The sequence below is a fragment of the Micromonospora sp. NPDC048040 genome (assembly GCF_055587185.1).
Map to the genome: position 1 here is coordinate 131,228 of NZ_JBVJGT010000005.1, position 23,269 is coordinate 154,496.

General features: G+C 74.2%; 27 protein-coding genes. 13 read left to right on the top strand and 14 right to left on the bottom strand.

The features are described 5' to 3' along the window. Window positions 1–48 precede the first annotated feature (48 nt). Window positions 49–423 (bottom strand): DsrE family protein, encoded by a 375-nt coding sequence (locus tag ACZ6O2_RS08615; RefSeq protein WP_350706940.1) that lies wholly within the window; start codon window positions 421–423, stop codon window positions 49–51. Between the two features lie 12 nt (window positions 424–435). Between ACZ6O2_RS08615 and mtfM the strand changes: the two genes are divergently transcribed. Both mtfM and ACZ6O2_RS08625 read left to right on the top strand, forming a co-directional pair. After that, entirely contained in the window at window positions 436–540 is a 105-nt protein-coding gene (gene mtfM / locus ACZ6O2_RS08620) for a small membrane protein MtfM (protein ID WP_267897534.1), read from the top strand. A 182-nt stretch (window positions 541–722) separates the two neighbouring features. Further along, window positions 723–1,316 carry a heme-binding beta-barrel domain-containing protein gene (locus tag ACZ6O2_RS08625; RefSeq protein WP_350706942.1) on the top strand — a complete coding sequence of 198 codons (594 nt, stop codon included), beginning with the start codon at window positions 723–725 and terminating at the stop codon, window positions 1,314–1,316. Window positions 1,317–1,341: 25 nt separating this feature from the next. Here the strand turns inward: ACZ6O2_RS08625 and ACZ6O2_RS08630 are convergent, their stop codons facing one another. Further along, a complete protein-coding gene (locus ACZ6O2_RS08630) occupies window positions 1,342–2,190 on the bottom strand; it encodes an aminotransferase class IV (RefSeq protein WP_466022451.1) in 849 nt (282 codons plus the stop codon). Between the two features lie 149 nt (window positions 2,191–2,339). On the opposite strand from ACZ6O2_RS08630, the gene ACZ6O2_RS08635 reads away from it, so the two are divergent. The 4 genes from ACZ6O2_RS08635 (at window position 2,340) to ACZ6O2_RS08650 (ending at window position 5,866) form a co-directional block, all read left to right on the top strand. Next, entirely contained in the window at window positions 2,340–2,768 is a 429-nt protein-coding gene (locus ACZ6O2_RS08635; protein ID WP_350706946.1) for a Fur family transcriptional regulator, read from the top strand. Continuing rightward, complete coding sequence (gene ygfZ / locus ACZ6O2_RS08640; protein ID WP_466022452.1) at window positions 2,765–3,877, top strand: CAF17-like 4Fe-4S cluster assembly/insertion protein YgfZ; 1,113 nt, start codon at window positions 2,765–2,767, stop codon at window positions 3,875–3,877. Before ACZ6O2_RS08635 ends, ygfZ begins: the two co-directional genes overlap by 4 nt. A 92-nt stretch (window positions 3,878–3,969) precedes the next feature. Further along, complete coding sequence (locus ACZ6O2_RS08645) at window positions 3,970–4,812, top strand: beta-keto acid cleavage family enzyme (protein ID WP_393457279.1); 843 nt, start codon at window positions 3,970–3,972, stop codon at window positions 4,810–4,812. A 94-nt stretch (window positions 4,813–4,906) separates the two neighbouring features. Then, window positions 4,907–5,866: an asparaginase gene (locus ACZ6O2_RS08650; protein ID WP_466022453.1), complete on the top strand. Its 960-nt coding sequence runs from the start codon at window positions 4,907–4,909 to the stop codon at window positions 5,864–5,866. 133 nt (window positions 5,867–5,999) lie between these two features. Here ACZ6O2_RS08650 and ACZ6O2_RS08655 read toward each other — a convergent pair whose 3' ends face one another. Beyond that, window positions 6,000–6,797, bottom strand: a complete 798-nt coding sequence (locus tag ACZ6O2_RS08655; RefSeq protein ID WP_466022454.1) for an alpha/beta fold hydrolase — start codon at window positions 6,795–6,797, stop codon at window positions 6,000–6,002. Between the two features lie 113 nt (window positions 6,798–6,910). On the opposite strand from ACZ6O2_RS08655, the gene ACZ6O2_RS08660 reads away from it, so the two are divergent. The 5 genes from ACZ6O2_RS08660 (at window position 6,911) to ACZ6O2_RS08680 (ending at window position 10,332) form a co-directional block, all read left to right on the top strand. After that, entirely contained in the window at window positions 6,911–7,516 is a 606-nt protein-coding gene (locus tag ACZ6O2_RS08660) for a helix-turn-helix domain-containing protein (protein ID WP_350706955.1), read from the top strand. Then, window positions 7,516–8,313, top strand: coding sequence for a hypothetical protein (locus ACZ6O2_RS08665; RefSeq protein ID WP_466022455.1), 798 nt, complete (start codon window positions 7,516–7,518; stop codon window positions 8,311–8,313). The genes ACZ6O2_RS08660 and ACZ6O2_RS08665 overlap by 1 nt, the downstream gene beginning before the upstream one ends. A 71-nt stretch (window positions 8,314–8,384) precedes the next feature. Continuing rightward, entirely contained in the window at window positions 8,385–8,699 is a 315-nt protein-coding gene (locus tag ACZ6O2_RS08670; RefSeq protein ID WP_350706959.1) for a DUF2516 family protein, read from the top strand. Continuing rightward, window positions 8,696–9,583 carry an alpha/beta fold hydrolase gene (locus tag ACZ6O2_RS08675; RefSeq protein WP_350706961.1) on the top strand — a complete coding sequence of 296 codons (888 nt, stop codon included), beginning with the start codon at window positions 8,696–8,698 and terminating at the stop codon, window positions 9,581–9,583. Before ACZ6O2_RS08670 ends, ACZ6O2_RS08675 begins: the two co-directional genes overlap by 4 nt. 11 nt (window positions 9,584–9,594) lie before the next feature. Beyond that, window positions 9,595–10,332 (top strand): alanyl-tRNA editing protein, encoded by a 738-nt coding sequence (locus ACZ6O2_RS08680; protein ID WP_350706963.1) that lies wholly within the window; start codon window positions 9,595–9,597, stop codon window positions 10,330–10,332. Between the two features lie 45 nt (window positions 10,333–10,377). On the opposite strand, the gene ACZ6O2_RS08685 is transcribed toward ACZ6O2_RS08680, so the two are convergent. Next, window positions 10,378–11,280 carry a GNAT family N-acetyltransferase gene (locus ACZ6O2_RS08685; RefSeq protein ID WP_466022456.1) on the bottom strand — a complete coding sequence of 301 codons (903 nt, stop codon included), beginning with the start codon at window positions 11,278–11,280 and terminating at the stop codon, window positions 10,378–10,380. Between the two features lie 359 nt (window positions 11,281–11,639). Then, on the bottom strand, window positions 11,640–12,335 hold the full coding sequence (locus tag ACZ6O2_RS08690) for a nucleotidyltransferase domain-containing protein (RefSeq protein WP_466022510.1): 696 nt from the start codon (window positions 12,333–12,335) through the stop codon (window positions 11,640–11,642). Window positions 12,336–12,412: 77 nt separating this feature from the next. Here ACZ6O2_RS08690 and ACZ6O2_RS08695 point away from each other — a divergent pair, with 77 nt between their 5' ends. Beyond that, window positions 12,413–13,327 carry an SDR family oxidoreductase gene (locus ACZ6O2_RS08695; RefSeq protein ID WP_350706967.1) on the top strand — a complete coding sequence of 305 codons (915 nt, stop codon included), beginning with the start codon at window positions 12,413–12,415 and terminating at the stop codon, window positions 13,325–13,327. Here the strand turns inward: ACZ6O2_RS08695 and ACZ6O2_RS08700 are convergent. After that, window positions 13,318–14,334, bottom strand: a complete 1,017-nt coding sequence (locus ACZ6O2_RS08700) for a helix-turn-helix transcriptional regulator (protein WP_466022457.1) — start codon at window positions 14,332–14,334, stop codon at window positions 13,318–13,320. The two genes, ACZ6O2_RS08695 and ACZ6O2_RS08700, sit on opposite strands and share 10 nt — an antisense overlap. 74 nt (window positions 14,335–14,408) lie before the next feature. On the opposite strand from ACZ6O2_RS08700, the gene ACZ6O2_RS08705 reads away from it, so the two are divergent. Beyond that, window positions 14,409–15,200, top strand: coding sequence for an EI24 domain-containing protein (locus ACZ6O2_RS08705; RefSeq protein ID WP_466022458.1), 792 nt, complete (start codon window positions 14,409–14,411; stop codon window positions 15,198–15,200). Between the two features lie 16 nt (window positions 15,201–15,216). Here the strand turns inward: ACZ6O2_RS08705 and ACZ6O2_RS08710 are convergent, their stop codons facing one another. From ACZ6O2_RS08710 to ACZ6O2_RS08745, 8 genes are all read right to left on the bottom strand, one after another. Next, window positions 15,217–16,113: a GNAT family N-acetyltransferase gene (locus tag ACZ6O2_RS08710; protein ID WP_466022459.1), complete on the bottom strand. Its 897-nt coding sequence runs from the start codon at window positions 16,111–16,113 to the stop codon at window positions 15,217–15,219. Window position 16,114: 1 nt separating this feature from the next. Beyond that, window positions 16,115–16,528, bottom strand: coding sequence for a RidA family protein (locus tag ACZ6O2_RS08715; RefSeq protein WP_466022460.1), 414 nt, complete (start codon window positions 16,526–16,528; stop codon window positions 16,115–16,117). 55 nt (window positions 16,529–16,583) lie between these two features. Further along, window positions 16,584–17,591 (bottom strand): LacI family DNA-binding transcriptional regulator, encoded by a 1,008-nt coding sequence (locus tag ACZ6O2_RS08720; protein ID WP_466022461.1) that lies wholly within the window; start codon window positions 17,589–17,591, stop codon window positions 16,584–16,586. A gap of 19 nt (window positions 17,592–17,610) precedes the next feature. Then, window positions 17,611–18,981, bottom strand: a complete 1,371-nt coding sequence (locus tag ACZ6O2_RS08725; protein ID WP_466022462.1) for a GH1 family beta-glucosidase — start codon at window positions 18,979–18,981, stop codon at window positions 17,611–17,613. Continuing rightward, on the bottom strand, window positions 18,978–19,811 hold the full coding sequence (locus ACZ6O2_RS08730) for a carbohydrate ABC transporter permease (protein WP_466022463.1): 834 nt from the start codon (window positions 19,809–19,811) through the stop codon (window positions 18,978–18,980). The genes ACZ6O2_RS08725 and ACZ6O2_RS08730 overlap by 4 nt, the downstream gene beginning before the upstream one ends. Beyond that, window positions 19,808–20,818: a carbohydrate ABC transporter permease gene (locus tag ACZ6O2_RS08735; protein ID WP_466022464.1), complete on the bottom strand. Its 1,011-nt coding sequence runs from the start codon at window positions 20,816–20,818 to the stop codon at window positions 19,808–19,810. The genes ACZ6O2_RS08730 and ACZ6O2_RS08735 overlap by 4 nt, the downstream gene beginning before the upstream one ends. Window positions 20,819–20,894: 76 nt before the next feature. Then, on the bottom strand, window positions 20,895–22,199 hold the full coding sequence (locus ACZ6O2_RS08740) for an ABC transporter substrate-binding protein (protein ID WP_350706985.1): 1,305 nt from the start codon (window positions 22,197–22,199) through the stop codon (window positions 20,895–20,897). A gap of 300 nt (window positions 22,200–22,499) precedes the next feature. Continuing rightward, the gene (locus ACZ6O2_RS08745) at window positions 22,500–23,261 is read right to left on the bottom strand and encodes a maleylpyruvate isomerase family mycothiol-dependent enzyme (protein ID WP_466022465.1); all 762 of its coding nucleotides are present in this window, start codon (window positions 23,259–23,261) and stop codon (window positions 22,500–22,502) included. Window positions 23,262–23,269: the final 8 nt, after the last annotated feature.

A 23,269-nucleotide genomic window follows, 5' to 3' on the forward strand; every position in this document is an offset into this window, starting at 1 on the left:
AATCGTAGGCATCCGCCCGAAGTGTCGGGACGGTATCGAGGGGCGAGGTCAGTAGACCAGCGCCTGCGCCCCCTCGGCCATCGCCTCCTCGACGAAGACCGCCGCGCCGGCGATGCGGACGCCCGGCAGCACGTCGTCCGGGCCGATGTCCCGACGGGCGGCGCACTGGGTGCAGGCGGTCACCGTGCCGGTCGTGAGGATCACGTGCAGCAGCTCGGCCAGCGGGGCCGAGTGCGGCAGCTCGAACTCCTGCGCCCGGCCGGGCAGCGCGAACCAGGTCGACTCCCCGGTCAACCAGAGCGACACGTGCACCCCGGCGGCGGCCGCGGTGGCGGCGACGGTGAAGGCCTGGGCACACCGCTCGGGGGCGTCCGCGCCGGCGGTGGCCTTGACGACGAGAGTGCGGGCCATGGGGCCCAGCATAGGATGGTCGCGATGGTTACCGAGATCGGGTTCGTCAGCCTGCTGGTCGCCGGCCTGGGCGCGCTCGCCGGTGGCCTGGTCTACCTTGCCGTACGCATATCGAGAGGACGTTGGTGAGCGCGAGGAGTGAGCCGGTCTTGCGAGCCCCGCAGCCGCGAACGAAGGTGACACGGTGAGCGCGAGGAGTGAGCCGGTCCTGCGAGCCCCGCAGCCGCGAACGAAGGTGACACGGTGAGCGCGAGGAGTGAGCCGGTCTTGCGAGCCCCGCAGTCGCGAACGAGGAGAGGCGGAGTGAACCGGTGAGCGACGAGAACCCCCTGCAGCCGCCGCCGTGGCTGAACGCGCCGCCGGTCGACCCGTACCCCTACGAGGAGAGCCACGACCTGCGGGTCGGCCCGAAGCTGCACCCGTCGCTGGACGGCCTGCTGCCGTACGTCGGGGTGTGGCGCGGCCGTGGCCGGGGCGGCTTCCCGACGATCGAGGACTTCGACTACGCCCAGGAGATCCGGATCAGCCACGACGGCCGGCCGTTCCTGTTCTACGAGTCGCGCGCCTGGATCCTGGACGAGCAGAGCCGGCCGGTCCGCCCGGCGGGCCGTGAGGTCGGCTGGTGGCGGCCGGTGATGGACGGCGAGCGGGTCACCGACGAGCTGGAGGCGCTGATGACCACGCCGACCGGGGTCATGGAGCTGCACATCGGCAAGCGCAAGGGCACCCAGCTCGAGTTCGTGACCGACGCGGTGGTCCGGACGGCGACCGCCAAGGAGGTCACCGCCGGTCACCGCCTCTTCGGCATCGTCGAGGGCGCGCTGCTCTACGCCCAGGAGATGGCCGCCGTCGGTCACGGCCTCTCGCCGCACCTCTCCGCCCGCCTCACCCGCGTGGCCGGCTGACCCGCCCGACCCGCCCCCTCCCCGGTCAGGGGAGGGGGAAGCCGAGCAGGGCCCGGAGGGCCGGCGTGTGCGGGGAGCGGCGCAGCGGGACGGCGTCCAGGGTGCGGACCTCCGCCAGGCCACGGACGGACGAGGTGAGCCAGACGCCGTCGGCGGAGTGCAACTCGGCCGGGGTGACGAGGCGCTCGTCGGCGCGCAGGCCCAGTTCGTGGGCGTGGGCGAGGAGCCAGGCGGCGGTCACGCCCGGCAGCACGCCCGTCTCGGCGGCGGGCACGGTGCGGAGGGTGTCGCCGGCCAGCCAGACCAGGTTGGCGGTCGGTCCCTCCAGGGCGTACCCGTCGGTGGAGACCCAGAGCGCGTCGTCCACCCCGCTGCGGGCCGCCCAGCGGCGGGCGGCGGTGCTCACCGCGTACGACGTCGACTTGACCCCGGCGGGCAGCCAGTCGAGTGCGGCGCGGGCCCGCGCCGCGACGCCGAGCGGCAGGGTGGCGACGGTGATCCCGTCCCGGCGGGCCGCCCGGGTCGCCGCCGGCACCTCGCCCAGCGTGGCGTGGACGCTCGGCGGGCCGCCGTCCTCCGGGCCCCGGGTGCAGACCAGCCGCAGCGCGCCCTCGACCTCGGCCGGCCAGCCGGCGCTCACGGTCTCCAGCAGGCCGACCAGCACGTCGGTGGGGGGCAGGGGGAGCTCGACGGCCGTCGCCGCCCGGGCCAGCCGGGCCAGGTGGGCGTCGCGCAGCCACGGCCGCCCGCCCCGCAGGTGCATGGTCTCGAAGAGCCCGTCGCCGTGCAGCACCCCCCGGTCGTCGCCGCGCAGCACCGGCTCCCCGGGCGGCACCAGCCCGCGCCCCGGCACGGCGATCCTCGACGCCACCATGACCGCCGAGCGTAGCGGCGGGCCTGCGCACCCGCTGCCGCCCGGTGCGGGGAGGCCGTCGCCCGCCCGACGCCGTCACCGGTGGCACGGGAACTCGACGGGCCGCTCGACCCGGCGGCCGGGGCGGTCGGGCGAACTATGATCGGACGGTGTCCGAATCCTCCCTCGCGGAAATGCTCCGCGCCCGTGGGCTGCGGCTGACGGCGCAGCGGCAACTGGTCCTCCAGGCCGTGCTCGACCTGGGGCACGCCACCCCGGAGCAGGTGCACACGGCCGTCCGGGAGGTGGCCGCGGGGGTCAACATCACCACCATCTACCGCACGCTGGAGCTGCTGGAACGGCTCGGCCTGGTCACCCACACCCACCTCTCGCACGGCTCGCCGACCTACCACGCGGCCGGCGAGGACCAGCACGTCCACCTTGTCTGCCGGGAGTGCGGCGCGATCGACGAGATCGATCCGGAGCTGCTGCGCCCGCTGGCCGACCGGTTGGCGCAGCAGCGCGGGTTCCGGGTGGACATCGGCCACGTCTCCCTCTTCGGCGTCTGCGACCGCTGCGAGAACGGGGACCGGAAATGATCGACATCGCGGGCGCGGTGAGCGTCGAGAGCATCGACGAGGCCAGCCGGGACCAGCCCGAGCCGGCGCACGTGGCGGCCGGCGTCCGGGGGGTGGCCGCGCACTACGGCGACCCGATGCGCGAGCAGCGCAGCCTCGAGACCGCGGTCGGTCTGGTCGACCGCTCGCACCGGGGCGTCGTCGCGGTGCCGGGCGAGGAGCGGATCGGCTGGCTGCACACCCTCACCACCCAGCACCTGGCGCAGCTCGCCGCCGGTCAGGGCACCGAGCTGCTGGTGCTCTCGCCGCACGGGCACGTCGAGCAGCACGCCATGGTGGCCGAGGACGGCGTGACCACCTGGCTCGACACCGAGCCGGGCGCCACCACCGGCCTGCTGTCCTACCTGGAGAAGATGCGGTTCTTCAGCCGGGTCGAGCCGCGCGACGCGACCGCCGAGCACGCGCTGCTCTCGCTGGTCGGGCCGGAGGCCCCCGCCGCGGCCGGGACGCTCGGCGTGACCGGGCTGGCCGTACCCGACGTGGTCGCGGTGCCCGGCCCGAAGTTCCGCGCCGGCGAGGTGCCGCCCCGGCCGACCGCGCTGTACGACGTCAGGCCGCTCCCGGTCGGCGGGTGGGCGCGACGCGGCCCGTTGGGCGTGGACCTGCTCGTGCCCCGGGCCGCGATGGAACAGGTGGTCACCGAGCTGCGCGGCAACGGGGTGCCGGTGGCCGGGCTGTGGGCGTACGAGGCGGTGCGGGTGGCCGCCCGGCGGGCCCGGGTCGGGGTGGACACCGACCACCGCACGATCCCGGCCGAGGTGGACCTGGTCGCCCCCGCCGTGCACCTCGACAAGGGCTGCTACCGGGGCCAGGAGACCGTGGCCCGGGTGCACAACATGGGCCGGCCGCCGCGTCGGCTCGTCCTGCTGCACCTGGACGGGATCACCACCGACCAGCCGCCGGTCGCCGGGACGCCGGTGACCCTCGACGGCCGGGCGGTCGGCTTCGTCGGCACCGCCGTGCACCACCACGAGCTGGGCCAGGTCGCCCTGGCCGTGGTCAAGCGCAACGTCGCCGACGACGCCCGCCTGCTCGTCGGCGAGACCGCCGCCGCGATCGATCCGGCCTAGCGCTCCGACGGCGAAAGAATCTCTCCTTTGCGGCGCTGAGGCCGGAAAAGTTCCGGTCGACTGGCTCCCTGACCTCGGTCTAGGATCCGGGCATGACGACAGGGACGTTGATCACGGTTGCCCCCACCGGCGCGGAGTCGGCCAAGGCGGAGGTGCCGGCGCTGCCGGTGACGCTCGACGAGCTGCTGCTTACCGCGAAGGAGTGCGAGGCGCTCGGCGCCGCCGTGATCCACGTCCACATCCGCGACGACGAGGCGAAGCCGACCCTGGACCAGGGGCGGCTGCGGGAGACCGTGGCGGCACTGCGGGAGAGCACCGACCTGATCGTGCAGCTCTCCTCCGGCGGCGCGGTGACCGACCCGGAGGCCGACCGGCTCGCCGTGCTCGACGCCGGGCCCGACATGGCCTCCTGCACGATGGGCACGCTCAACTTCGGCGACGACGTCTTCCTCAACCGTTGGGAGTTCATCGTCGACCTGCACACCCGGATGCAGGAGCGCGGCATCGTGCCGGAGTACGAGATCTTCGACCTCGGTCACCTGACGGCCCTGCAGCGCCTGCTCGGCAAGTACGGCCTGCCGGCCGGCGGGCACGTGCACGTCGACTTCGTGATGGGCGTGCCGGGCGGCATGCCGGGCACCACCTCGGCGCTGGTCGCCGCCCACCAGGCGCTGCGCGACCTGCCCGAGGGCACGACCTTCTCGGCCACCGGCATCGGCCGCAGCACCATCCCGGTCATGCTGGCGTCGCTCTCGGCCGGCGGGCACCTTCGCGTCGGCATGGAGGACACGGTCACCTACGCCAAGGGCCGCCCGGTGGAGTCCAACATGCAGCTCGTCGCCCGGGCGGTCGGCTTCGCCCAACTCGCCCAGCGGCCGCCGCTGACCACCGCCGAGGCGCGTGGGCTGCTCGGCGTACCGGCCGCCGGGCGGTAAGCGGCGGCTCCGCCGGCACTCCTGTACGCCCGGACGCCGACTGCCTGGTCACCCGCCCGCCGGGGGTGGCCGGGCGGTCGGTACCGTCCACACCGTGGGAAAGACGTACGAGGGCGGCGTGCCGCTCGCCGAGGTGGTCCGGTCCGGGTTCGTCGAGGGCGTGCACCGGGGTTCGGTGGTGGTGCTCGACGCCGACGGCGCGTCGGTGGCCGGTGCCGGGGACGTGACCTCCCCGGTCTTCCCTCGCTCGTCCAACAAGCCGATGCAGGCGGTCGGGATGCTCCGCGCCGGACTGTCGCTGACCGACCCGGCGGACGTGGCGATGGTCGTGGCCAGCCACGCCGGGGAGGACTTCCACCTGGCCCGGGTCGGCGCGCTGCTGGCCGGCGCGGGGCTGGACGAGTCGGCCCTGCACTGCCCGCCGGAGCTGCCGGTGGGCGAGGACGCGCGGGCCGCCGTGCTGCGCGCCGGCGGCGGTCCCACCCGTACGCAGATGAACTGCTCCGGCAAGCACAGCGGGATGCTGCTGACCTGCCTGGCGGCCGGCTGGCCGCTCGACGGGTACTGGCGCCCGGAGCACCCGTTGCAGCAGCGGCTCCGCGACGCGGTCGAGGAGTTCACCGGTGAGCGGGCGGCGGCGGTCGGGGTCGACGGCTGCGGCGCTCCCGTGCTCGCGGTGTCGCTGACCGGCCTGGCCGGGGCGTACCTCCGGCTGGTCTCGGCGGAGCCCGGCTCCGCGCCCCGGACGGTGGCCGACGCGATGCGCGCCCATCCGGAGATCGTCGGCGGCACGCAGGCCGACGACACCCGGCTGATGCGCGGCGTCCCCGGGCTGCTCGCCAAGGTGGGCGCCGAGGGCGTCATCGCCGTCGCGGTGCCCGGGACCGGCGCGGTCGCCCTCAAGATCGACGACGGTGCGGGCCGGGCGCGGATGCCGGTGCTGGTCTCCGCCCTGCGCCGCCTCGGCCTGGACGCCCCGGTGCTGGCCGAGTACGCCGAGGTGCCCCTCTTCGGCGGCGGCCTCCCGGTCGGCGCCGTACGCCCCGTCTGGTAGCCGCCGCCGCTGCGGCGACCTGCCCCGCCACGCCGCGACCCCCTGCTCGGCGACGCCGCGACGCCCAGCCCGGCGATGCCACGACGGTCAGCGCGCCGACGGCCCGGCGCCGGGCGCCGGGCCGGGTCGGGCGTCAGGGCAGGAAATCGAGCAGGGCGGCGTTGACCGGGGCGGGACGCTCCAGCGGCAGCAGGTGGGCCGCGTCCGGCACGTCGGGCAGGCGGGTCGCGCCCGGCGCCTCGGCCGCGATCCGGTCGGCGAGCCGGTTGATGTCCGGCACGTCCGCGGCGCCGGCGGTGACCAGGACCGGCACCCGCAGCTCGCCGAGGCGCCCGATCGCGGGCGGGTCGAGTTCGGCGACATCCACCGCGCTGAGGGCCTGCTCGGCGGCGAGCGCCCGCTGGTCCATCTCGACGGCGAACGCGACCAGCTCCGGGTCGACGTCCTCGGGGCGGCGTCCGGGGCCGACCACCCAGAACCGCACCTCACCGGCGGCGCTGGCGGCGAAGTCCTCCGGGTCGACCTCGCCCACCAGGGTGTCCCAGAGGCCGTTCGCCTCCTCGGACCACTCGTGTCCGGAGACGGCGCTGCCGAGCAGGGCGAGCGCGGTCACCCGGTCGGGGTGGGCCAGCGCGGTGTCGATGGCGACCGCGCCGCCGAACGAGCAGCCGACCAGGGCGGCCCGGGGGAGGTCGAGCGCGTCGAGCAGCCCCGCCACGTCGTCGTGGTGGGCGAACGGGGCGGGTGGCAGCTCCGAGTCGCCGTAGCCGCGCAGGTCCAGGGCGATCACCCGGTGCCGCTCGGCCAGCGGGCCGATCTGTCCCCGCCACATCCGGCGGTCCGCGATCCCCGCGTGCAGCAGGACGACGGGGGAGCCGCTGCCGGTGTCGTCGTACGCGAGCACCGCGCCGTTCACCTCGATCTTGGTCATCGCAGGAAGGTACGCAGGTGACGATCGGGCACGCAACTTGCATACGTGAGACCTCGCTAACTCCGGTTAGCACTTTGCTTGCAGGAGCTAGCAGGGCGGGCTACCGTCGGGGTATGGCCACTGGTAAAGACCTTCCCGACGTCGGCGGGTTCATTCGCGACCTGCGCCGCAACGCGAAGATCTCGCTCCGACAGCTCGCCGAGCAGGCGGGGGTCAGCAACCCGTACCTCAGTCAGATCGAGCGCGGCCTGCGCAAGCCGAGCGCGGAGGTGCTCCAGCAGCTCGCCAGCGCGCTGCGGGTCTCCACCCCGGCGATGTACCTGCGCGCCGGGCTGCTCGACGACAAGGAGGGCCAGGGCGTGCTCGCGGCCATCGCGGTCGACCCCGACCTGACGATGGCGCAGAAGCAGTCGCTCACCCAGATCTACGAGACGTTCCGGCGGGAGAACGCGCGGCTCGCCGAGGCGACCGCTGCGGCCGCCGGCGCCACGCCGGACGGTGCCGCCCCGGGCGCGCCCGGGGCCGCCGAGGCGCCGGACCTGGCCAACCTCGCCGCCACCGGACCCACCACGCCGGAGGGGACCCCGACCGAGGCCGTCCTCGAGTCGGTCGCCGTCACCGAGGCCGGCCCCGCCCCCGCTCCGACCGACACCCCCGCGAAGAAGGCCGCCCGCAGGGCGGTCCGGAAGGCCGCCGACGCGGCCGAAGAGGAGAAGTGATGACCCAGCCGAAGACCCACCGCATCCCGGCCCCGATCTACGCCGCCGCCGGCGCGGGCGAGCTGGCCCTCCAGCAGCTCCGCAAGCTTCCCGCCGTGGTGACCGAGGTCGTCGCCGACCTGGGCGGCAAGGCCGTCGTGACCGGCTTCGAGCTGCGGCAGAAGGCCAACGACACGTTGCGCACGGCGAACCTGACCGCCAGCGGCCTGCGCGAGAAGGCCGCCTCGTCCGACCTCGACCTGAAGCGCCTCCGCGAGGCGGCCGACCTCGACAAGCTGCGCGAGGTCGCGGACCTCGACAAGCTCCGCGAGGTCGCGGACCTGGACAAGCTGCGCGAGGTCGCGGACCTCGACAAGCTGCGCGAGGTGGCGACCCGCAACGCCGCCGTGGTGGTCGCCGGCGCCCAGGCCGCGCAGGAGCGGGCGCAGGCCGCGTACGTCGCGCTGGTCGCCCGGGGTGAGCGGGTCGTCGGCGCCGGCGTGCTGGAGGCCGCCGAGACCGTGAACGCCGACATCGAGGCCACCGAGGCCGAGGTCGAGCCGGCCGGGACCGCCGCGACGACGCCGGCCGTCCCGACCGCCGCCGAGGTGCCGACGCCGGCCGCCCCGACCACCGTCGAGGTGCCGACGCCGGCCGACGTGGCCGAGGTCGTGGAGGCCAAGCCGGCCGCCGCCAAGACCGCCGCCAAGAAGGCGACCCGGGCGCCCCGGGCCACCAAGACCGCCGCCAAGCCGGCCGCCACGCCGTCGGCGAAGCTGCCCCGGGCCACCAAGCGGACCCGCCCGGCCGCCGAGTAGTCCCGCTGCGCCGGCGACCCCGGAGGCGTCCTGTCGGACGTTTCCGGGGTCGCCGGCATAAGCTTGCCGTCATGGCCCACGCCGCGCCGCTCTTCGCCTTCGAAGTCCGCTACGTGATCGAGCTGATCCTGCTCGTGTTCGCGTTGATCGTGCAGGGCGTCGCCCTGGTGCACGCCATCACCCAGCGCTCCGACGCCTTCGCCGCCATCGGCACCCTGCCCAAGGGCGGCTGGGTCGCCATCCTGGCCGTCTGCCTGGTGCTGACCCTGCTCGGCTTCGGGCCGATCAGCCTCTTCGGCCTGATCGGCATCGCGGCGGGCCTCATCTACCTGCTCGACGTCCGGGTCGGCCTGCGCGACCTGAGCGACGGCAGAGGGTCCTGGTGAGAGGTTTCCGCTGGCCGCCCCCGCCGGACGGCGGGCCCCGCACCTGGGGGCCCGGCCCCGGTGCCCCGCGCACCGGCAGGCCGGCCCTGCCCGAGCCGGAGACCGAGCTGGTCGCCACGCCGCACGGCGTACGGCTGGAGCAACTCGTCACCGGGGCGGGTGACCCGACCACCGTGTTCGCCCACGGGCTGGGCAACGGCATCGCCACCACCCGGCCGTTCGGCAGCGGGGTGACCGGCCGCAAGCTCTTCTTCCAGTTCCGCGGGCACGGCCGCTCCGACGCGCCGCCCGGCCCGTGGAGCTACCTGGACCTCGCCCGCGACCTGCGCGCGGTCGCCGACCTGGGCGGCGCCACCCGGGCCTTCGGCGCCAGCCTCGGCGCGGGTGCGCTCTGCCGGCTGCTCGCCGAGAGCCCCGAACGCTTCGAGCGGCTGGTCTTCTTCCTGCCGGCGGTGCTGGACCGGCCGCGTGGCGAGGTCGCCCGATCACGGCTGACCGAGCTGTTCGACGCCGTGGAGAGCGGGGACGCCTCCGCTGTCGCCGACGTGGTCCAGGCGGAGTTGCCGCCGGCGGTGCGCAACACCCCGGCCGGCTGGGCCTACCTGCGCCAGCGGCTCGACCAGCTCCTCCGCGACGGGCTCGCCCCCGGGCTCGCCAGCCTGCCCGAGCAGGCGCCGCTGCGCGACGCCGGGTCGCTGGCCGCGGTCACCGCGCCCGCCCTGGTGATCGGCTGCGCCGGCGACGACCTGCACCCGGCCGAGGTCGCCGAGCAGCTCGCGGCCGCGCTGCCCCGGGCCACCCTGCACGTGTACGACCGGCCCGGCGTCCTCTGGACCGAACGCGCCGACCTGCGCAGCCGGATATCCGCCTTCCTCAACGAGTAGTGTGCCCTGACATGGGCGTCACACACCACGGTCGTACGCACCGGCTGGACCTCGCCGACCCGACGCTGCGGGAGTGGGAGTGCACCGTGTTGCACGCCGACCCGGAGCAGGGCATCGTGCTGGACCGGTCGGCGTTCTACCCGGGCGGTGGCGGACAACCGCCGGACCACGGCGTACTGCTCTGGCAGGGGGTGCAGACCCGGATCGTCGGCACCCGCAAGGGCGACGACCTCTGGCTGATCCCGGCCGAGGGCGACCCGCTGCCACCGGCCGGCACCGCGGTGACCGGTGCTGTCGAGGACGAGCGGCGCACCCGGCTGATGCGGACCCACTCCGGGCTGCACGTGCTCTGCGGAGTGGTGTTCCGCGACTTCGGCGCGCTCGTCACCGGCGGCAACATGGAGCCGGGCGAGGCCCGGATGGACTTCAACCTGCCCGAGGTGCCGCCCGACTTCAAGAGCCGCATCGAGGAGCTGGTCAACGCCGAGGTGGCCGCCGACCGGGCGGTCGCCGTGCGGGTGCTGCCCCGGGCCGAGGCGCTCGCCCTGCCGGACATCATCCGGACCCAGTCCAACCTGATCCCGCCCGACGAGCAGGAGGTCCGGATCGTCGACATCGTCGGGCTGGACGTCCAGGCCGACGGCGGCACGCACGTCGCCTCCACCGCCCAGATCGGCAAGGTGCAGGTGGTCAAGGTGGAGAGCAAGGGCCGCGCCAACCGCCGCGTCCGCGTACGGCTGACCGACTGACCCGGTGGCTCCCGGCGCCGGACACCGACGCCGGGAGCCGAGCCGTCACACCAGGTCGATCCGTTCCCGCTCGATCGGGTAGCCCGCCCTGGCGAAGGTGGCGGCCATCGGGTGGTTCGTCTGGTCGGTGGCCGCCACGATCCGGTCCACCCCCTCCTCCACGAGCAGGTGGGTGGCCTCGACCAGCAGGTCGTACGCGTACCCGTGCCCGCGCTGCTCGGGCACCACGCCGACGAAGCCGACGATGGGGTCGCTGTGGTTGCGGGCCGGCACGGTGACGCCGACCAGTTCGCCGTCGGGCGTCCAGGCCAGCCGCCACCAGTCGCGCGGGCTCGGCAGCCAGCGCAACAGGTCGAGTTCCTCCTGCGCCGCCGCGTCCGGCCCGTGCTCGGCGGTGGTGTGCCGGGTGTGCGCGTCGAGGCTCTCCTCGCCCACCCGGCGCAGCACGTCGAGGATCACGGCGTCGTCCGGCTCCGGTCGGAACTCCAGCCGGCCGGGGCGGGCGGGCAGCCCGCACTCCGGCTTCCAGCGGTAGCGGTACCGCTCGACGAGCACCGACATGCCGGCTGCCGTCGCGGCGTCGATCCGGGCCCCGGCCTGGGCGCGGACTGCCGGGTCGTCCCGCCAGCCGGGCGGCACCGAGAGCGAGTACTCGGCCCGCAGCGGCGCGGTCCGGAGCAGCCGGACCGCCGCCTCCCGGTCGGTGAAGTCGAACCAGTCGAGGGCCAGCGGCGCGACGTCGTCCGGCCCGCCCCACCAGGCGGCGCGGGCCACCACCACGTCGCCGCGCAGGGCCACCCAGCTCCACTCGGGACGGTACTGGCCGTCGGCGGCCATGTCGGAGTAGTTCTCGCCGAACGCGGCGCGGCCCACCAGCCCGGGGTCGGGCAGCGAGTCGAACAGTTCTTCCTCGCCCACGGTGAGCGGGCGGATGACCAGGTCGGTCATGGGGATCCTTCCGGGTGCGACGTGCTCCCGGGTCAGGACCGTGGCGTCCTCGCGGCCGGGTGGGAGCAGAGCGATGTCGTGATGGACACGGTGCCCACCTCCCTTCCAAGATCGAGGACGCCCGAGCAGACTAACAGCGCGCTCCGGCCGGCCCAACCGTATTGCGGCCCGGTCCGGCGGCCGGCCAGATCCTCCGTGCGGCGGGGTTTCCGGTGGGGCTCAGCGCGGGGCGCGGTGGTCGGCCAGCTACGCAGACCCGTCCTGCCGCGCCCTGTCGAGCTGCCCCACGAACGGGGGCAGGCCCGGCGGCGCATCCAGGTCGTCGATCCGCCGCCCGCCGACCTTTCGGGGGGCGCGGGTCAGGGCGCGGTCAGCCCGGGCGGCAGGTGGGCGGCGCGGACGTCGAGCAGCCAGCGTTCCCCGGTGGCCTCGTCCGGGCGGTCCGGCAGCGGGGAGCGGGCGCGGTCGAAGTCGCGTTCCGCCTCGGCGAGCAGCGTGCGCGCCTCCTCCAGTTCGCCGTCGGCCACCCGATCGCCGAATGCCCGGAACCACCCGGGGTCGGCGAGCCGGATCTCCAGCACGCCGGTCGTGTAGAGCAGCCGGCCCTGGTGCACCAGCCGGGCCAGGTGCCGGGCGTGCTTGGCGGTCCGCCGCCGCGTGTCGGCCGAGAACGTGCCGTCGCCCCGGGACTCCAGCTTGCGGAACTGCTGGCCGGCGTAGCCGAGGTAGGCGTCGCGGACGCGGGGTGCGCTGAGGAACGCCGACCGGATGGCGATCAACCGGTCGCCGAACTCCGTCCGGGTCTCGTAGCAGTCGTCCGGCAGCCAGGCCAGCTCGGTGGCGGTCGGGTTGCCGCTCAACGCGAGCCGGCACCATTTCGCGGCCTCGTGCAGGGTCGTGTCGGGGTCGGTGGTCACCACCGACTCGCGGGGCGGGCGCAGGCCGTGGAACGCGACGGTGGGCGCGGCGAAGACGCCGATCCGGTCGACGTCGGAGCCAGGACCGGCCAGCCCGTACGCGACCGAGCCGACGATGCCGGAGAGCAGCAGGTGCATGCCGTCGAGCATGACGCACGGCCCGGGTGCGGAAAACCGGACTTCCGCTGTCAGGTATCGCTGACAGGCTGGCGGGCATGACGACACCGCTGACAGGGAAGATCGCGCTCGTCGCCGGGGCGACACGGGGCGCCGGCCGGCAGATCGCCGTCCAGTTGGGCGCGGCCGGCGCCACCGTCTACGCCACCGGCCGCAGCACCCGGGCCGGCCGCTCCGAGATGGACCGGCCGGAGACCATCGAGGAGACCGCCGAGCTGGTCACGGCGGCCGGCGGCACCGGCATCGCCGTCCGGGTCGACCACCTCGTCCCCGAGCAGGTGCGCGACCTGGTCGCCCGGATCGACGCCGAGCAGGGCCGGCTCGACGTGCTGGTGAACGACATCTGGGGCGGCGACCCGCTGATCACCTGGGAGAAGCCGGTCTGGGAGCAGCCGCTGGACGCGGGCTTCCGCACCCTGCGGCTGGCGGTCGACACGCACATCATCACCAGCCACTTCGCCCTTCCGCTGCTGGTCCGCCGCCCCGGTGGCCTGGTGGTGGAGGTCGGCGACGGCACCAGGGAGTACAACGACGCCAACTACCGGCTCTCGGTCTTCTACGACCTCGCGAAGGTCTCGGTGAACCGGCTCGCGGCGAGTTGGGCGCACGAGCTGAAGCCGCACGGGTGTACCGCCGTCGCGCTGACCCCGGGCTGGCTCCGGTCGGAGGCGATGCTGGAGCTCTTCGGGGTCACCGAGGAGAACTGGCGGGACGCCCTGGAGAAGGAGCCGCACTTCGCCATCTCGGAGTCGCCGGTGTTCGTCGGGCGCGCGGTGGCCGCCCTGGCCGCCGACGACGACCGGGCCCGCTGGAACGGGAAGTCCGTCTCCAGCGGCGAGCTGGCCAAGGTGTACGGCTTCACCGACCTCGACGGCAGTCGCCCGGACGCCTGGCGGTACATAGTCGAGGTGCAGGACGTCGGCAAGCCGGCCGACGTCACCGGCTACCGCTGACCGTCGGCGTCGGTCCGCGCCGTCCCGGGCTGGGGCCGTGTCGCGTAGAGCGTGGCGGCGCGGGACGTGGCCTCGGCGAGTCGCGCCCGCAGCCCCGGCGGGTCGAGTACCTCGACCTCCGGCCCCAACCCCAGCAACTGGCTGTACGCCACGTCGACGGACTCGACGGGCAGCCGGGTCGTCACCCAGCCCTGCCCGTCGGGACCGTCGGCGGCGGCGACCGCCTCGTCGTACGCGAAGGGGGCGTCGGCCAGGTGCCGGAGCTGGCGCAGGCCGGCGGGGCTCAGCCGGACGGTGACCTGGTCCCGCAGCATGCCCCGGAGGAACGCCTCGGCCTGCTCCCGCCAGTACCGGGCCAGGTCGAAGCCCTCGTCCCGGGCGAAGGTCTCCCCGCTCACCGCGACGTCGGTCACCCGGTCCACCCGGTACGTGCGCACGTCGTCGCCGACCCGGCCCACCAGGTACCAGACGCCGCTCTTGAGCACCAGGCCGTACGGGGACACCTTCCGGGTGACCTCGCGGTCCCCGCGCCGGTAGCGCAGCTCGACCACCCGGTCCCGCCAGACCGCCCCGGCCAGGTCGGTCAGCCACGGCGGCGGCCCCACCTCCCGGAACCAGCCCGGCACGTCCAGGTGGAACCGCTGCCCGGTGCGGGCCGGCGCGTCGCGCAGCGCGGGCGGCAGCGCGGCCAGCACCTTCAACTCGGCCGAGGCCACCGCGTCGGCGAGCCCCATGTCGCCGGCCGGCCCGCGCAGTCCGGCCAGGAAGAGCGCCTCCGCCTCGTCCCGGGTCAGCCCGGTCAACCGGGTCCGGTAGCCGCCGAGCAGCCGGTAGCCGCCGGCCCGCCCCCGGTCGGAGTAGACCGGCACCCCGGCGGCGGAGAGCGCCAGCACGTCCCGGTAGACGGTCCGCTCGGACACCTCCAACTCCCGCGCCAGCTCGGCCGCGGTCATCGTCTCCCGCGCCTGGAGCAGCAACACCAACGAGATCAACCGGGCCGCCCGCACCCGTCCATCCTGCCCCGATGCCGTACGGCCGCTGTCGGGGCGTCGGCCGACGGCGACCACTAGGCTCTGCGGTCGTGAACGCACCCCGCATCGCCGCGCCCGTGACCAGCGCCGCCGGCCGGTTCTTCACCGGCGTGGGCCTGCTCCTGCGCGGCCTCGGCCTCTACGTCCGCAGCCCCGGGCTGATGCTGCTCGGCATCGTGCCGGCGCTGATCTCCGGTGTGCTCTTCGTGGCCGCGTTCGCCACCCTGGCGTACTTCGTCGACGACCTGGCCGCGCTGGTCACGCCGTTCGCCGACGACTGGGCGGCCACCTGGCGCAACCTGGTCCGGGTGGTCGCCGGGCTGGCCTTCCTCGGCATCGGCGGCCTGCTCGCGGTGGTCAGCTTCACCGCGGTCACCCTGGTCATCGGCGACCCGTTCTACGAGAAGATCTCCGAACGGGTCGAGGAGCGCCTCGGCGGCACGCCCGGCGCGGTCGACGTGCCGTTCTGGCCGTCGCTGCGGCGCAGCCTCGCCGACTCGGTACGGCTGGTGGGCCTGTCGGTGCTGTTCGGCATCCCGCTCTTCGCCGCCGGGTTCGTCCCGGTGGTCGGCCAGACCGTGGTGCCGGTGATCGGTGCGGCGGTCGGCGGCTGGCTGCTCGCCGTGGAACTGGTCGGCGCCCCCTTCTACCGGCGCGGGATGCGGCTGCCGGAGCGCCGGTCGATCCTGAAGGCGGACCGGCCGACCACGCTCGGCTTCGGGGTGGCGGTCTTCGTCTGCTTCCTGATCCCGCTCGGCGCGGTGCTGGTCATGCCGGCCGCCGTCGCCGGGGCGACCCTGCTGGCCCGCCGCGCGCTCGGCCAGCCCATCACGGCGGGCTGATCCACCGGCGGGGCCGTCAGGACAGCTCGCGCAGGCAGGACCAGCTCGATCCGACCGGGCGGTAGCCGAGCCGGACGTTGACCGCCAGCATCGGCGCGTTCGCCTCGTCGTTCGAGGTGTAGGCGACGCGTACCCCGGTGGCGGCGGCGCGGTGCAGCGCCGCCGTCTTGGCCAGGCGGGCGAGCCCGCGCCCCCGGTGCGCCGGCAGCGTGCCGGTGTAGTCCGACCACATCCGGTCGCCGTCCCGCTTGACGAGGCTGAACGCCACCACCTCGCCGCCGGCCTCGGCCGCCGTGCTGGCCGCACGGTCCAGGCCCAGGTTGTCCCAGACCTCGGAGCGCCAGCTCTCGTAGCTGATCGAGTCGGCCGGCACGTCCCCCGGCTCGTCGGCCGCCGCCGCCAGGTTGGCCAGGTGCACCCGGCGCGGGTCGACGTCGGTCAGCGGGAGCAGCCGTACGCCCGGCGGCGGCTCCGGCATCGGCGGGGCCGGTCGCAGGTCGAGTGCCGAGTAACGCAGCTCCCGGCTCGGCGTGAACCCGTGCCGGCGGGCGAACGGCAGGGACTCCGGCAGCGCCCAGGTACGCACCCGGCGCGCCCCGACGGCCCTGAGGTGCCCCAGCGCGGCGGTCAGCAAGGCGGTGCCGGCGCCCCGGCCCCGGTGCCCGGGGTGGACGTGCAGCGTCGAAACCTCCCCGACGTCCGGTTCCGACGTCCGGTCGTTGCGGTACGCCGACGCCCAGCCGACCACCGTGTCGTCCACCTCGACGACGTACGCGGTCCAGTCCTCGCCGGGCGGAGGCTGGGCGATCATGCGCCGGGTCGAGTCGACGCCGCGCACCAGGTAGGGATGCACGAGCGCGCGCAGCGCCACGACGGCCGGCGCGTCGTCGGGGCGGGCGGTCCGGACCCGCACCTCAGGCCGCTCCGCGTACGGCGGCGACGGCCTCGACCTCGACGAGCTGGTCGGTGTAGCCGAGCACGGCCACCCCGAGCAGGGTGCTGGGCGGCTCGTGGTCGCCGAACGCGTCCCGGACCACCTCCCACACGGCCACCAGGTCGGCCTGGCGGGACGACGCCACGTAGACGGTGGTCTTGACGACGTCGGTGAGTCGGGCGCCGGCCGCCGCGAGGGCGGTCTCCAGGTTGGCCATCACCTGCCGGGCCTGGCCGACCGGGTCGCCCGGCGCGACGGTCCGTCCCTCGGCGTCGAGCGGGCAGGCGCCGGCGGTGAAGACGAGCCGGGCCGGCGGCTCGACCGTGGCCGCGTACGCGTACTCGGCGACGTCGGAGAGGGCGGGCACGGGGATCAGCCGGGTCGGTGAGGTCACGGCCGCGACGCTACCGCCGGATTCCGGGCGGCTCGACCGGATATTCGCCGACCGGTCAGGCCGACTCGCGGACCACCAGCTCGGTGGGGAGCACGACGGCCCGCTCGATCGCCTCCCCGGCGGCCAGCCGCAGCAGCAGCCGGGTCATCCGCCGGCCGAGCTCCACGATCGGCTGGCGGACGGTGGTCAGCGGGGGCTCGGTGTACGCGGCCGTCTCGATGTCGTCGAAGCCGATCACCGCCACGTCGTCCGGCACCCGCCGCCCCGCCTCGCGCAGCGCCCGCAGGGCGGCGTGCGCCATCAGGTCGGAGGCGGCGAAGACCGCGTCCAGGTCGGGGTGCTCGGCGAGGAGCTGCCGCATCGCCGTCGTCCCGGACTCGCGGGTGAAGTCGCCGGTCGCCACCAGCTCCGGCAGCCCGGCCTCGGCGACCGTGTTCCGGTAGCCGGTGAGCCGCTCGATGCCGGCCACCATGTCCTGCGGGCCGGCGATGGTGGCGATCCGCCGGCGACCGCCCGTGATCAGGTGCCGGACCGCCGTGGTCACCCCGCCGACGTGGTCGACGTCGACGTACGGCACGTCGGCGCCGTCGAGCGGGCGACCGCTGCACACCACCGGGATGCCCAGCCGGGCGAGCCGGCCGGGCAGCGGGTCCTCGCCGTGCAGCGAGGCGAAGAGCACCCCGTCCACGTGCCGCCCGGTGGTGTAGCGCTCCACCCGGTCGTGCCCGGCCGGCGAACCGGCCAGCATCAGCACGAGCTGCTTGTCGGCGGCCTCCAGCTCCTGGGCGGCGCCCCGGATGATCCCCGGGAACACCTGGTCGTCGGAGAAGACCCGGGTGGCGGCCTCCGGCAGCACCAGGGCGACCGAGTCGGTCCGCTGGGTGACCAGGCTGCGGGCGGCCAGGTTCGGCACGTACCCCAGCTCGGCCACCGCCCGGCGGACCGCCTCCTGGATCGGCTCGGCGACGGTCGTGGAGCCGTTCACCACCCGGGAGACGGTCGCCCGCGAGACCCCCGCCCGCCGGGCCACCGCCTCCAGTGTCGGCCGCTGCGCCGTCGTCATCCCCGTTACCACCGCCTCGTCACAGCCCGTTCCGGGAGATCACCTCCTGGTACCACCGGGCGCTCGACTTCGGTGTGCGTCGCTGCGTCAGGTAGTCGACGTGGATGATCCCGAACCGTCGACGGTAGCCCTCGGCCCACTCGAAGTTGTCCAGCAACGACCATACGAGATAGCCCCGGAGGTCGACTCCCCGGGAGATCGCCTCGTGCACGGCGCGCAGGTGCCCGTCGAGGTAGGCGATCCGGTCCGCGTCCATCACCTGCCCGGCGCCGCCGGCGTCGGCCTTGTCGGGGAACGCCGCGCCGTTCTCGGTGACCATCAGCGGCACGCCGGGATAGTCGGTGGCGAGCCGCTCCAGCAGCCGGGTCAGCCCGGCCGGCTCGATCATCCAGCCCATGTCGGTCAGCGGCCCGGCCGGCGGGAGGAACTCCACCGCGCCCTCGGTGCCCGGGTAGGCGCTGCCGCCCGCGCCGTCCGGCCGGCCGGCGACGTAGGTGGGGGCGTAGTAGTTGACGCCGAGCAGGTCGATCGGGGCGGCGATCAGCTTCTCGTCGCCGTCGCGGACGAACGTCGGCTCGACGATGCGGGCCACGTGTTCCAGCACGTCGTCGGGGTAGGCCGCCCGCAGCAGCGGGTCGAGGAAGATCCGGTTGTGCAGGCCGTCCACCAGGCGGACCGCCGCCGCGTCGGCGGCGCTGCCGGGGTCGGCGGGGCGCACGTCGGCCGGGTTGACGGTGATCCCGACGGTCTCCGCGCCGGCCGCGCGCAGCGCGCGGGCCGCCAGGCCGTGCCCGAGCAGCAGGTGGTGTACGGCGGCGAAGGCCGCGCCCGGGTCCCGCTCGCCGGGGGCGTGCACCCCGTTGCCGTAGCCCAGGTACGCCGAGCACCACGGCTCGTTGAGCGTGGTCCAGGTGCGTACCCGGTCGCCGAGCCGGGCGTGCACCGCCGTGGCGTACGTGGCGAGGTGCTCGGCGGTCTCCCGGTTGGTCCAGCCGCCCCGGTCCTGGAGGGTCTGCGGCAGGTCCCAGTGGTAGAGCGTGACGATCGGGTCGATGCCCCGGTCCAGCAGCGAGTCCGTGAGCCGGTCGTAGAAGTCCAGGCCGCGCGGGTTGACCGGGCCGGTGCCGTCGGGCTGGATCCGCGGCCAGGCCACCGAGAAGCGGTACGCCCGCAGCCCCAGCTCCGCCATCAGCGCCACGTCGTCGGCGTACCGGTGGTAGTGGTCGCAGGCCACGTCGCCGGTGTGCCCCTGGTGGACCTTGCCCGGCGTACGGCTGAAGGTGTCCCAGATCGACGGGCCGCGACCGTCGGCGGTGGCCGCGCCCTCGATCTGGTACGCGGCGGTCGCCGCGCCCCAGACGAAGTTCTCGGGGAATCGCAGAGTGCTCACGCCTTGACCGCACCTTCCATGATGCCGCCGATGATCTGGCGGCCGAACAGGACGAAGACCAGGAGCAGCGGAAGGGTGGCGATGGCCGTCCCCGTGAACACCTGGGACATGTCGGTGTAGTACCCGTCGGAGAGGGTGCGCAACGCGAGCTGCACGGTCGGGTTCTCCGGATCGTTGAGGACGGCGTACGGCCAGAGGAAGTCGTTCCAGGTCGTCATGAAGGTGAGCAGCCCGAGCACGGCGGCGGCCGGGCGCAGCGCCGGCAGCACCACGTTCCAGTAGATCCGCGCGGTGTTGCAACCGTCCATCCGGGCCGCCTCGATCAGCTCGTTGCTGACGGCCTGGCCGGCGTACTGCCGCATCATGAACACCCCGAAGCCGGTGACCAGGGCCGGCACGATCACCGCCGGCAGCCGGTCGTTCCAGTTCAGCCTGGTCATCAGCAGGTAGAGCGGGATGACACCGAGCTGGGTGGGCACCATCATCGTCGCGATGATCACCATGAGCAGCGCGTTGCGGCCCCGGAACCGCAGCTTGGCGAAGGCGAACCCGGCCAGCGTGGAGAAGAAGACCACCGAGACGGTGACCGTGGTCGCCACGATCGCCGAGTTGACCAGGCCGGTGACGAAGTACGCGTCGGTGTTGCCGAGCAGGCGGGAGACGTTCGCGCCCAGGTTGCCGCCGGGGGTGACCGGGGGCGGGAGCTGGCCCATCGCGTCGTTGGAGCGGCTCGCCACCACGAACATCCAGTAGATGGGGAAGATCGACAGAACCCCGGCGGCGATCAGCGCGGCGTAGGTGAGCCGGCTGGCGGCCCAGAGGCGGGTCATCGGGGTCCCTCCTTCGGCCTCGCGTCCACCTTCGGGGGCCGTGCGGCACCGAGCCGGCGCAGGAGCAGCACGTTGACCGCCGCGACGACCGCGATCAGCGCGAAGAGCAGCCACGCCACCGCCGAGCCGTACCCGAAGTTGTAGTGGGGCGCGAAGGCGTTCTCGAACATGTACATGGTCACGGTCTGCGACTCCCGTAGCGGTCCCCCACGGATCGGGTTGGTCCCGGAGTGGAAGAGCCGGGGCTCGGTGAAGAGCTGGAGCCCGCCGATGGTGGAGATGATGACGGTGAAGATGATCGTCGGCTTGAGCAGCGGCACGGTGATCGACCAGAACTGCCGGGCCCGGCCGGCGCCGTCGATGGCGGCCGACTCGTACAGGTCGCGCGGGACGGCCTGCATCGCGGCCAGGAAGATCAGCGCGTTGTAGCCGGTCCACCGCCAGTCGACCATCGCCGAGATGGCCACCCAGGACGCGAACCGGTTGGACTTCCACTCGACGGCGTCGATCCCGACCAGGTCGAGCAGCCAGTTGACCATGCCGAACTCGCGGCCGAAGAGCACCCCGAAGACGATCGCGACGGCGGCGGTCGAGGTGATGTTGGGGATCAGCACCGCCATCCGGAACGTCGTCCGGGCCCGCAACCGCCGGTTGAGCAGGTTGGCCAGCCAGAGCGCGGCCAGCAGTTGCGGGACGGTGGAGATGACGAAGATGCCGAGGGTGTTGACCACCGCGTGCCAGAAGTCGGTGTCCGCCAGCAGGCGGCTGTAGTTGTCGAGGCCGACGAACGGGTGGTCGCTGCCGAGCAGGTCCCAGTCGTGCAGCGAGACCCAGAACGTGTAGGCCAGCGGGTAGACCCCGAACACCGCGAAGAGCACGAAGAACGGGGCGATGAACAGGTAGGGCGAGAACCTCGTGTCGAGGCGGCTGAGCCGCATTCCCGGCGTACGCCGGCCGGTGCGGGGCGCCGGTGCCACCGGCGGGCGCGCGTCGAGCTGGGCGGTCATGCCCGAACCACTCCTTTCCCGGGTGCGGGCGGGACCGGCGCCCCGGCGCCCACCCGCCCGCAAATCCCGGCCCGGGCTACTTGGCGGCGGCCTTCTTCGCGTTGTTCACGGCGTCCGTCCAGCCCTGTTCGGGGCTGCGCTGACCGAGTTCGACCGTGCGGACGGCGTTCTCGACCTCGGTGCGGACGGCCTGGTTCTTCGGCCCCATGTAGACCGGCTTGAGGGTCTTGGCGCCCTCGCCGAAGATCCGCCCCACCGGGGCGTCCGAGAAGTACGCGTTCGTGGCGTCGACGATCGCCGGGTCGGCCAGCGCCTGCGGCGAGGAGGGCAGCGGGCCCTTGGCCTTGAACGCCCCGATCTGGCCCTTGGCGCTGGTCAGGAACTTCGCCAGCTCGATCGCCTCGGCGCGGTGCTTGCTCTGGGCGGGCACGGCGAGCCACGACCCGCCCCAGTTGCCGCCGTTGCCGGGCACCCGGGCGATGTCCCACCTGCCCTTGGCCTCGGCGCCCGCGTTGCCCTCGATGACGCCGGTCATCCACGCCGGGCAGGCGATGGTGGCGAACTTGGCCTGCTTGAAGGCCGAGACCCACTCCTCGGACCAGGAGCCGTACCTGCCGGACAGCCCGGAGTCGACGATGTCCATCGTGGTGTCCCAGGCCTGCCGGACGGCCGGGTTGCTGTCCACCACCAGGTTGTCGGCGGTGTCGTAGTAGTGGTAGCCCTGCGCGTTGCCCGCCGTCTGGAGCACGATGGTGTTGAAGATGTTGGTCGCGGCGTCCAGGAACGAGGCGCCGGTGTTCTTCGCCTTGAACTGCTCGCCGACCCTGATGTAGTCCTGCCAGGTCGGCCAGAGCTTCGACACCTCGTCGCGCTCGGTGGGCAGGCCGGCCTTGGCGAACAGGTCCTTGCGGTAGCACATCGCCATGCCGCCGACGTCGGTGCCCAGGCCGATCAGCTTGCCGTCCTGGGTCATCCCGCCCTTCCACTTCCACTCCAGGAAGTTGCCCTGGAGTTCGGCCCCGCCGTGGTCGAGCAGGTTGACGAAGTTGTCGGGGTTGGCCTTGTACTCGACCATCAACCCCTCTTCGATGGCGACGACGTCGCCCGCGCCCTTGCCGGCGGCGAGCCACTGGGTCAGCTTCGGTGAGTAGTCGTCGAGGTTGGTGCCGGTGCCCCGCTCGACGATCTTCACGCCGGGGTGGCTGGCCATGTACTCCTTGTAGAGCTCCTCGTAGCCGAACTGGCTGAACACGTCGACCGTCAGCGTGATCTGGCCGTCGTCGGCGGGTTCGTCGCCGCCGGCGCAGCCGGCGGTGGCGAACAGCGCGGTGGCGGCGACGAGAGCCACCGCCGCCAGGCGGCGGCGCGGAAAGACACCCATTTCTGTCGGACCCCTCTCAGGTCGTCTGAGGTGGTGAGGCAGGTGGTGGAACGGAGCTGAGAGAGCGCTCTCACGACAGGGTGGTGCCTGGTGGGGGCGGTGTCAAGAGAGCGCTCTCAATGCCGTACGGAGACCGCCGCCGCCGGGCCGGCCACGGACCGGGCGGCCGGGCCGGAGCTGGCCGCCGACCGGAGCCGGCGAGGGCTGCGACGCCAGTGGCCGCCCCCGGGACGGGGACGGCCACTGGCGGACGTGCGGCGGGACCGCGCGGAGCCCTCGGGCCCCGGCTCCGCGTGGCGGTCAGCCGACGCGCAGACCTTCGAGCAGGGCGGGATCGCCGGCCACGTCGAGCGTGTCGAAGCTGACCCGGCCCCAGAGCGCGAGCAGCAGGTCGCTCGCCGTGCCGCTGACCTGCACCCGGGCGTGGTGGTCGTCGTGGTCGAAGATGGTGGCGGTGTCCAGCAGGGCGACCCCCTCGCCGCGCAGCCGGAGGAACCACTGCTGGGCGGCGTCGACCGCGGAGAGCTGCACCACCCCGTGCCACCGGCCGGCGGTGCGGCGCCGGCCGGCGGGCAGCCAGGTGTCCAGCACCTCGCTCACCCCGTCGGCGGCGAGCTTGGCCTCGACCGGCTCACCGGCGGCGATCGCGAGCTGGGCGTCCCAGCGGTGCACCGCGGTCTCGTGCACCATCCGGCGCGGCCAGAAGCCCGCCTTCTTCGGCTGGGGGGCCCAGTTCCAGGCCGGGGCCTCCGGGTCGAGGGCGTCGAAGAGGGTCATCAGCTGGTCGTACTCCTGCTGCCAGAGCCGGAGCGGGGCGACGCCGGCCTCCGGCTCGATCCGCTCGGCCCGGCCCGGCGGCCGGGTGGCCGCGCCGGCGCCCGCGAACGAGCGCACCCAGCGGTAGATGGCGGCGAGGTGCAGGGTCAGGTCGGCGACGGTCCAGCCGGGACAGGACAGCACCGGGGTCTCCGGTGGCGCCTCCGCCACGGCCGCGGCGAACGCCGGGCCCTCCGCCCGGAGCGCACCGATCCAGAAGTCCTTCGTGCCGTGCAGTCTGCTCATCGCCATCC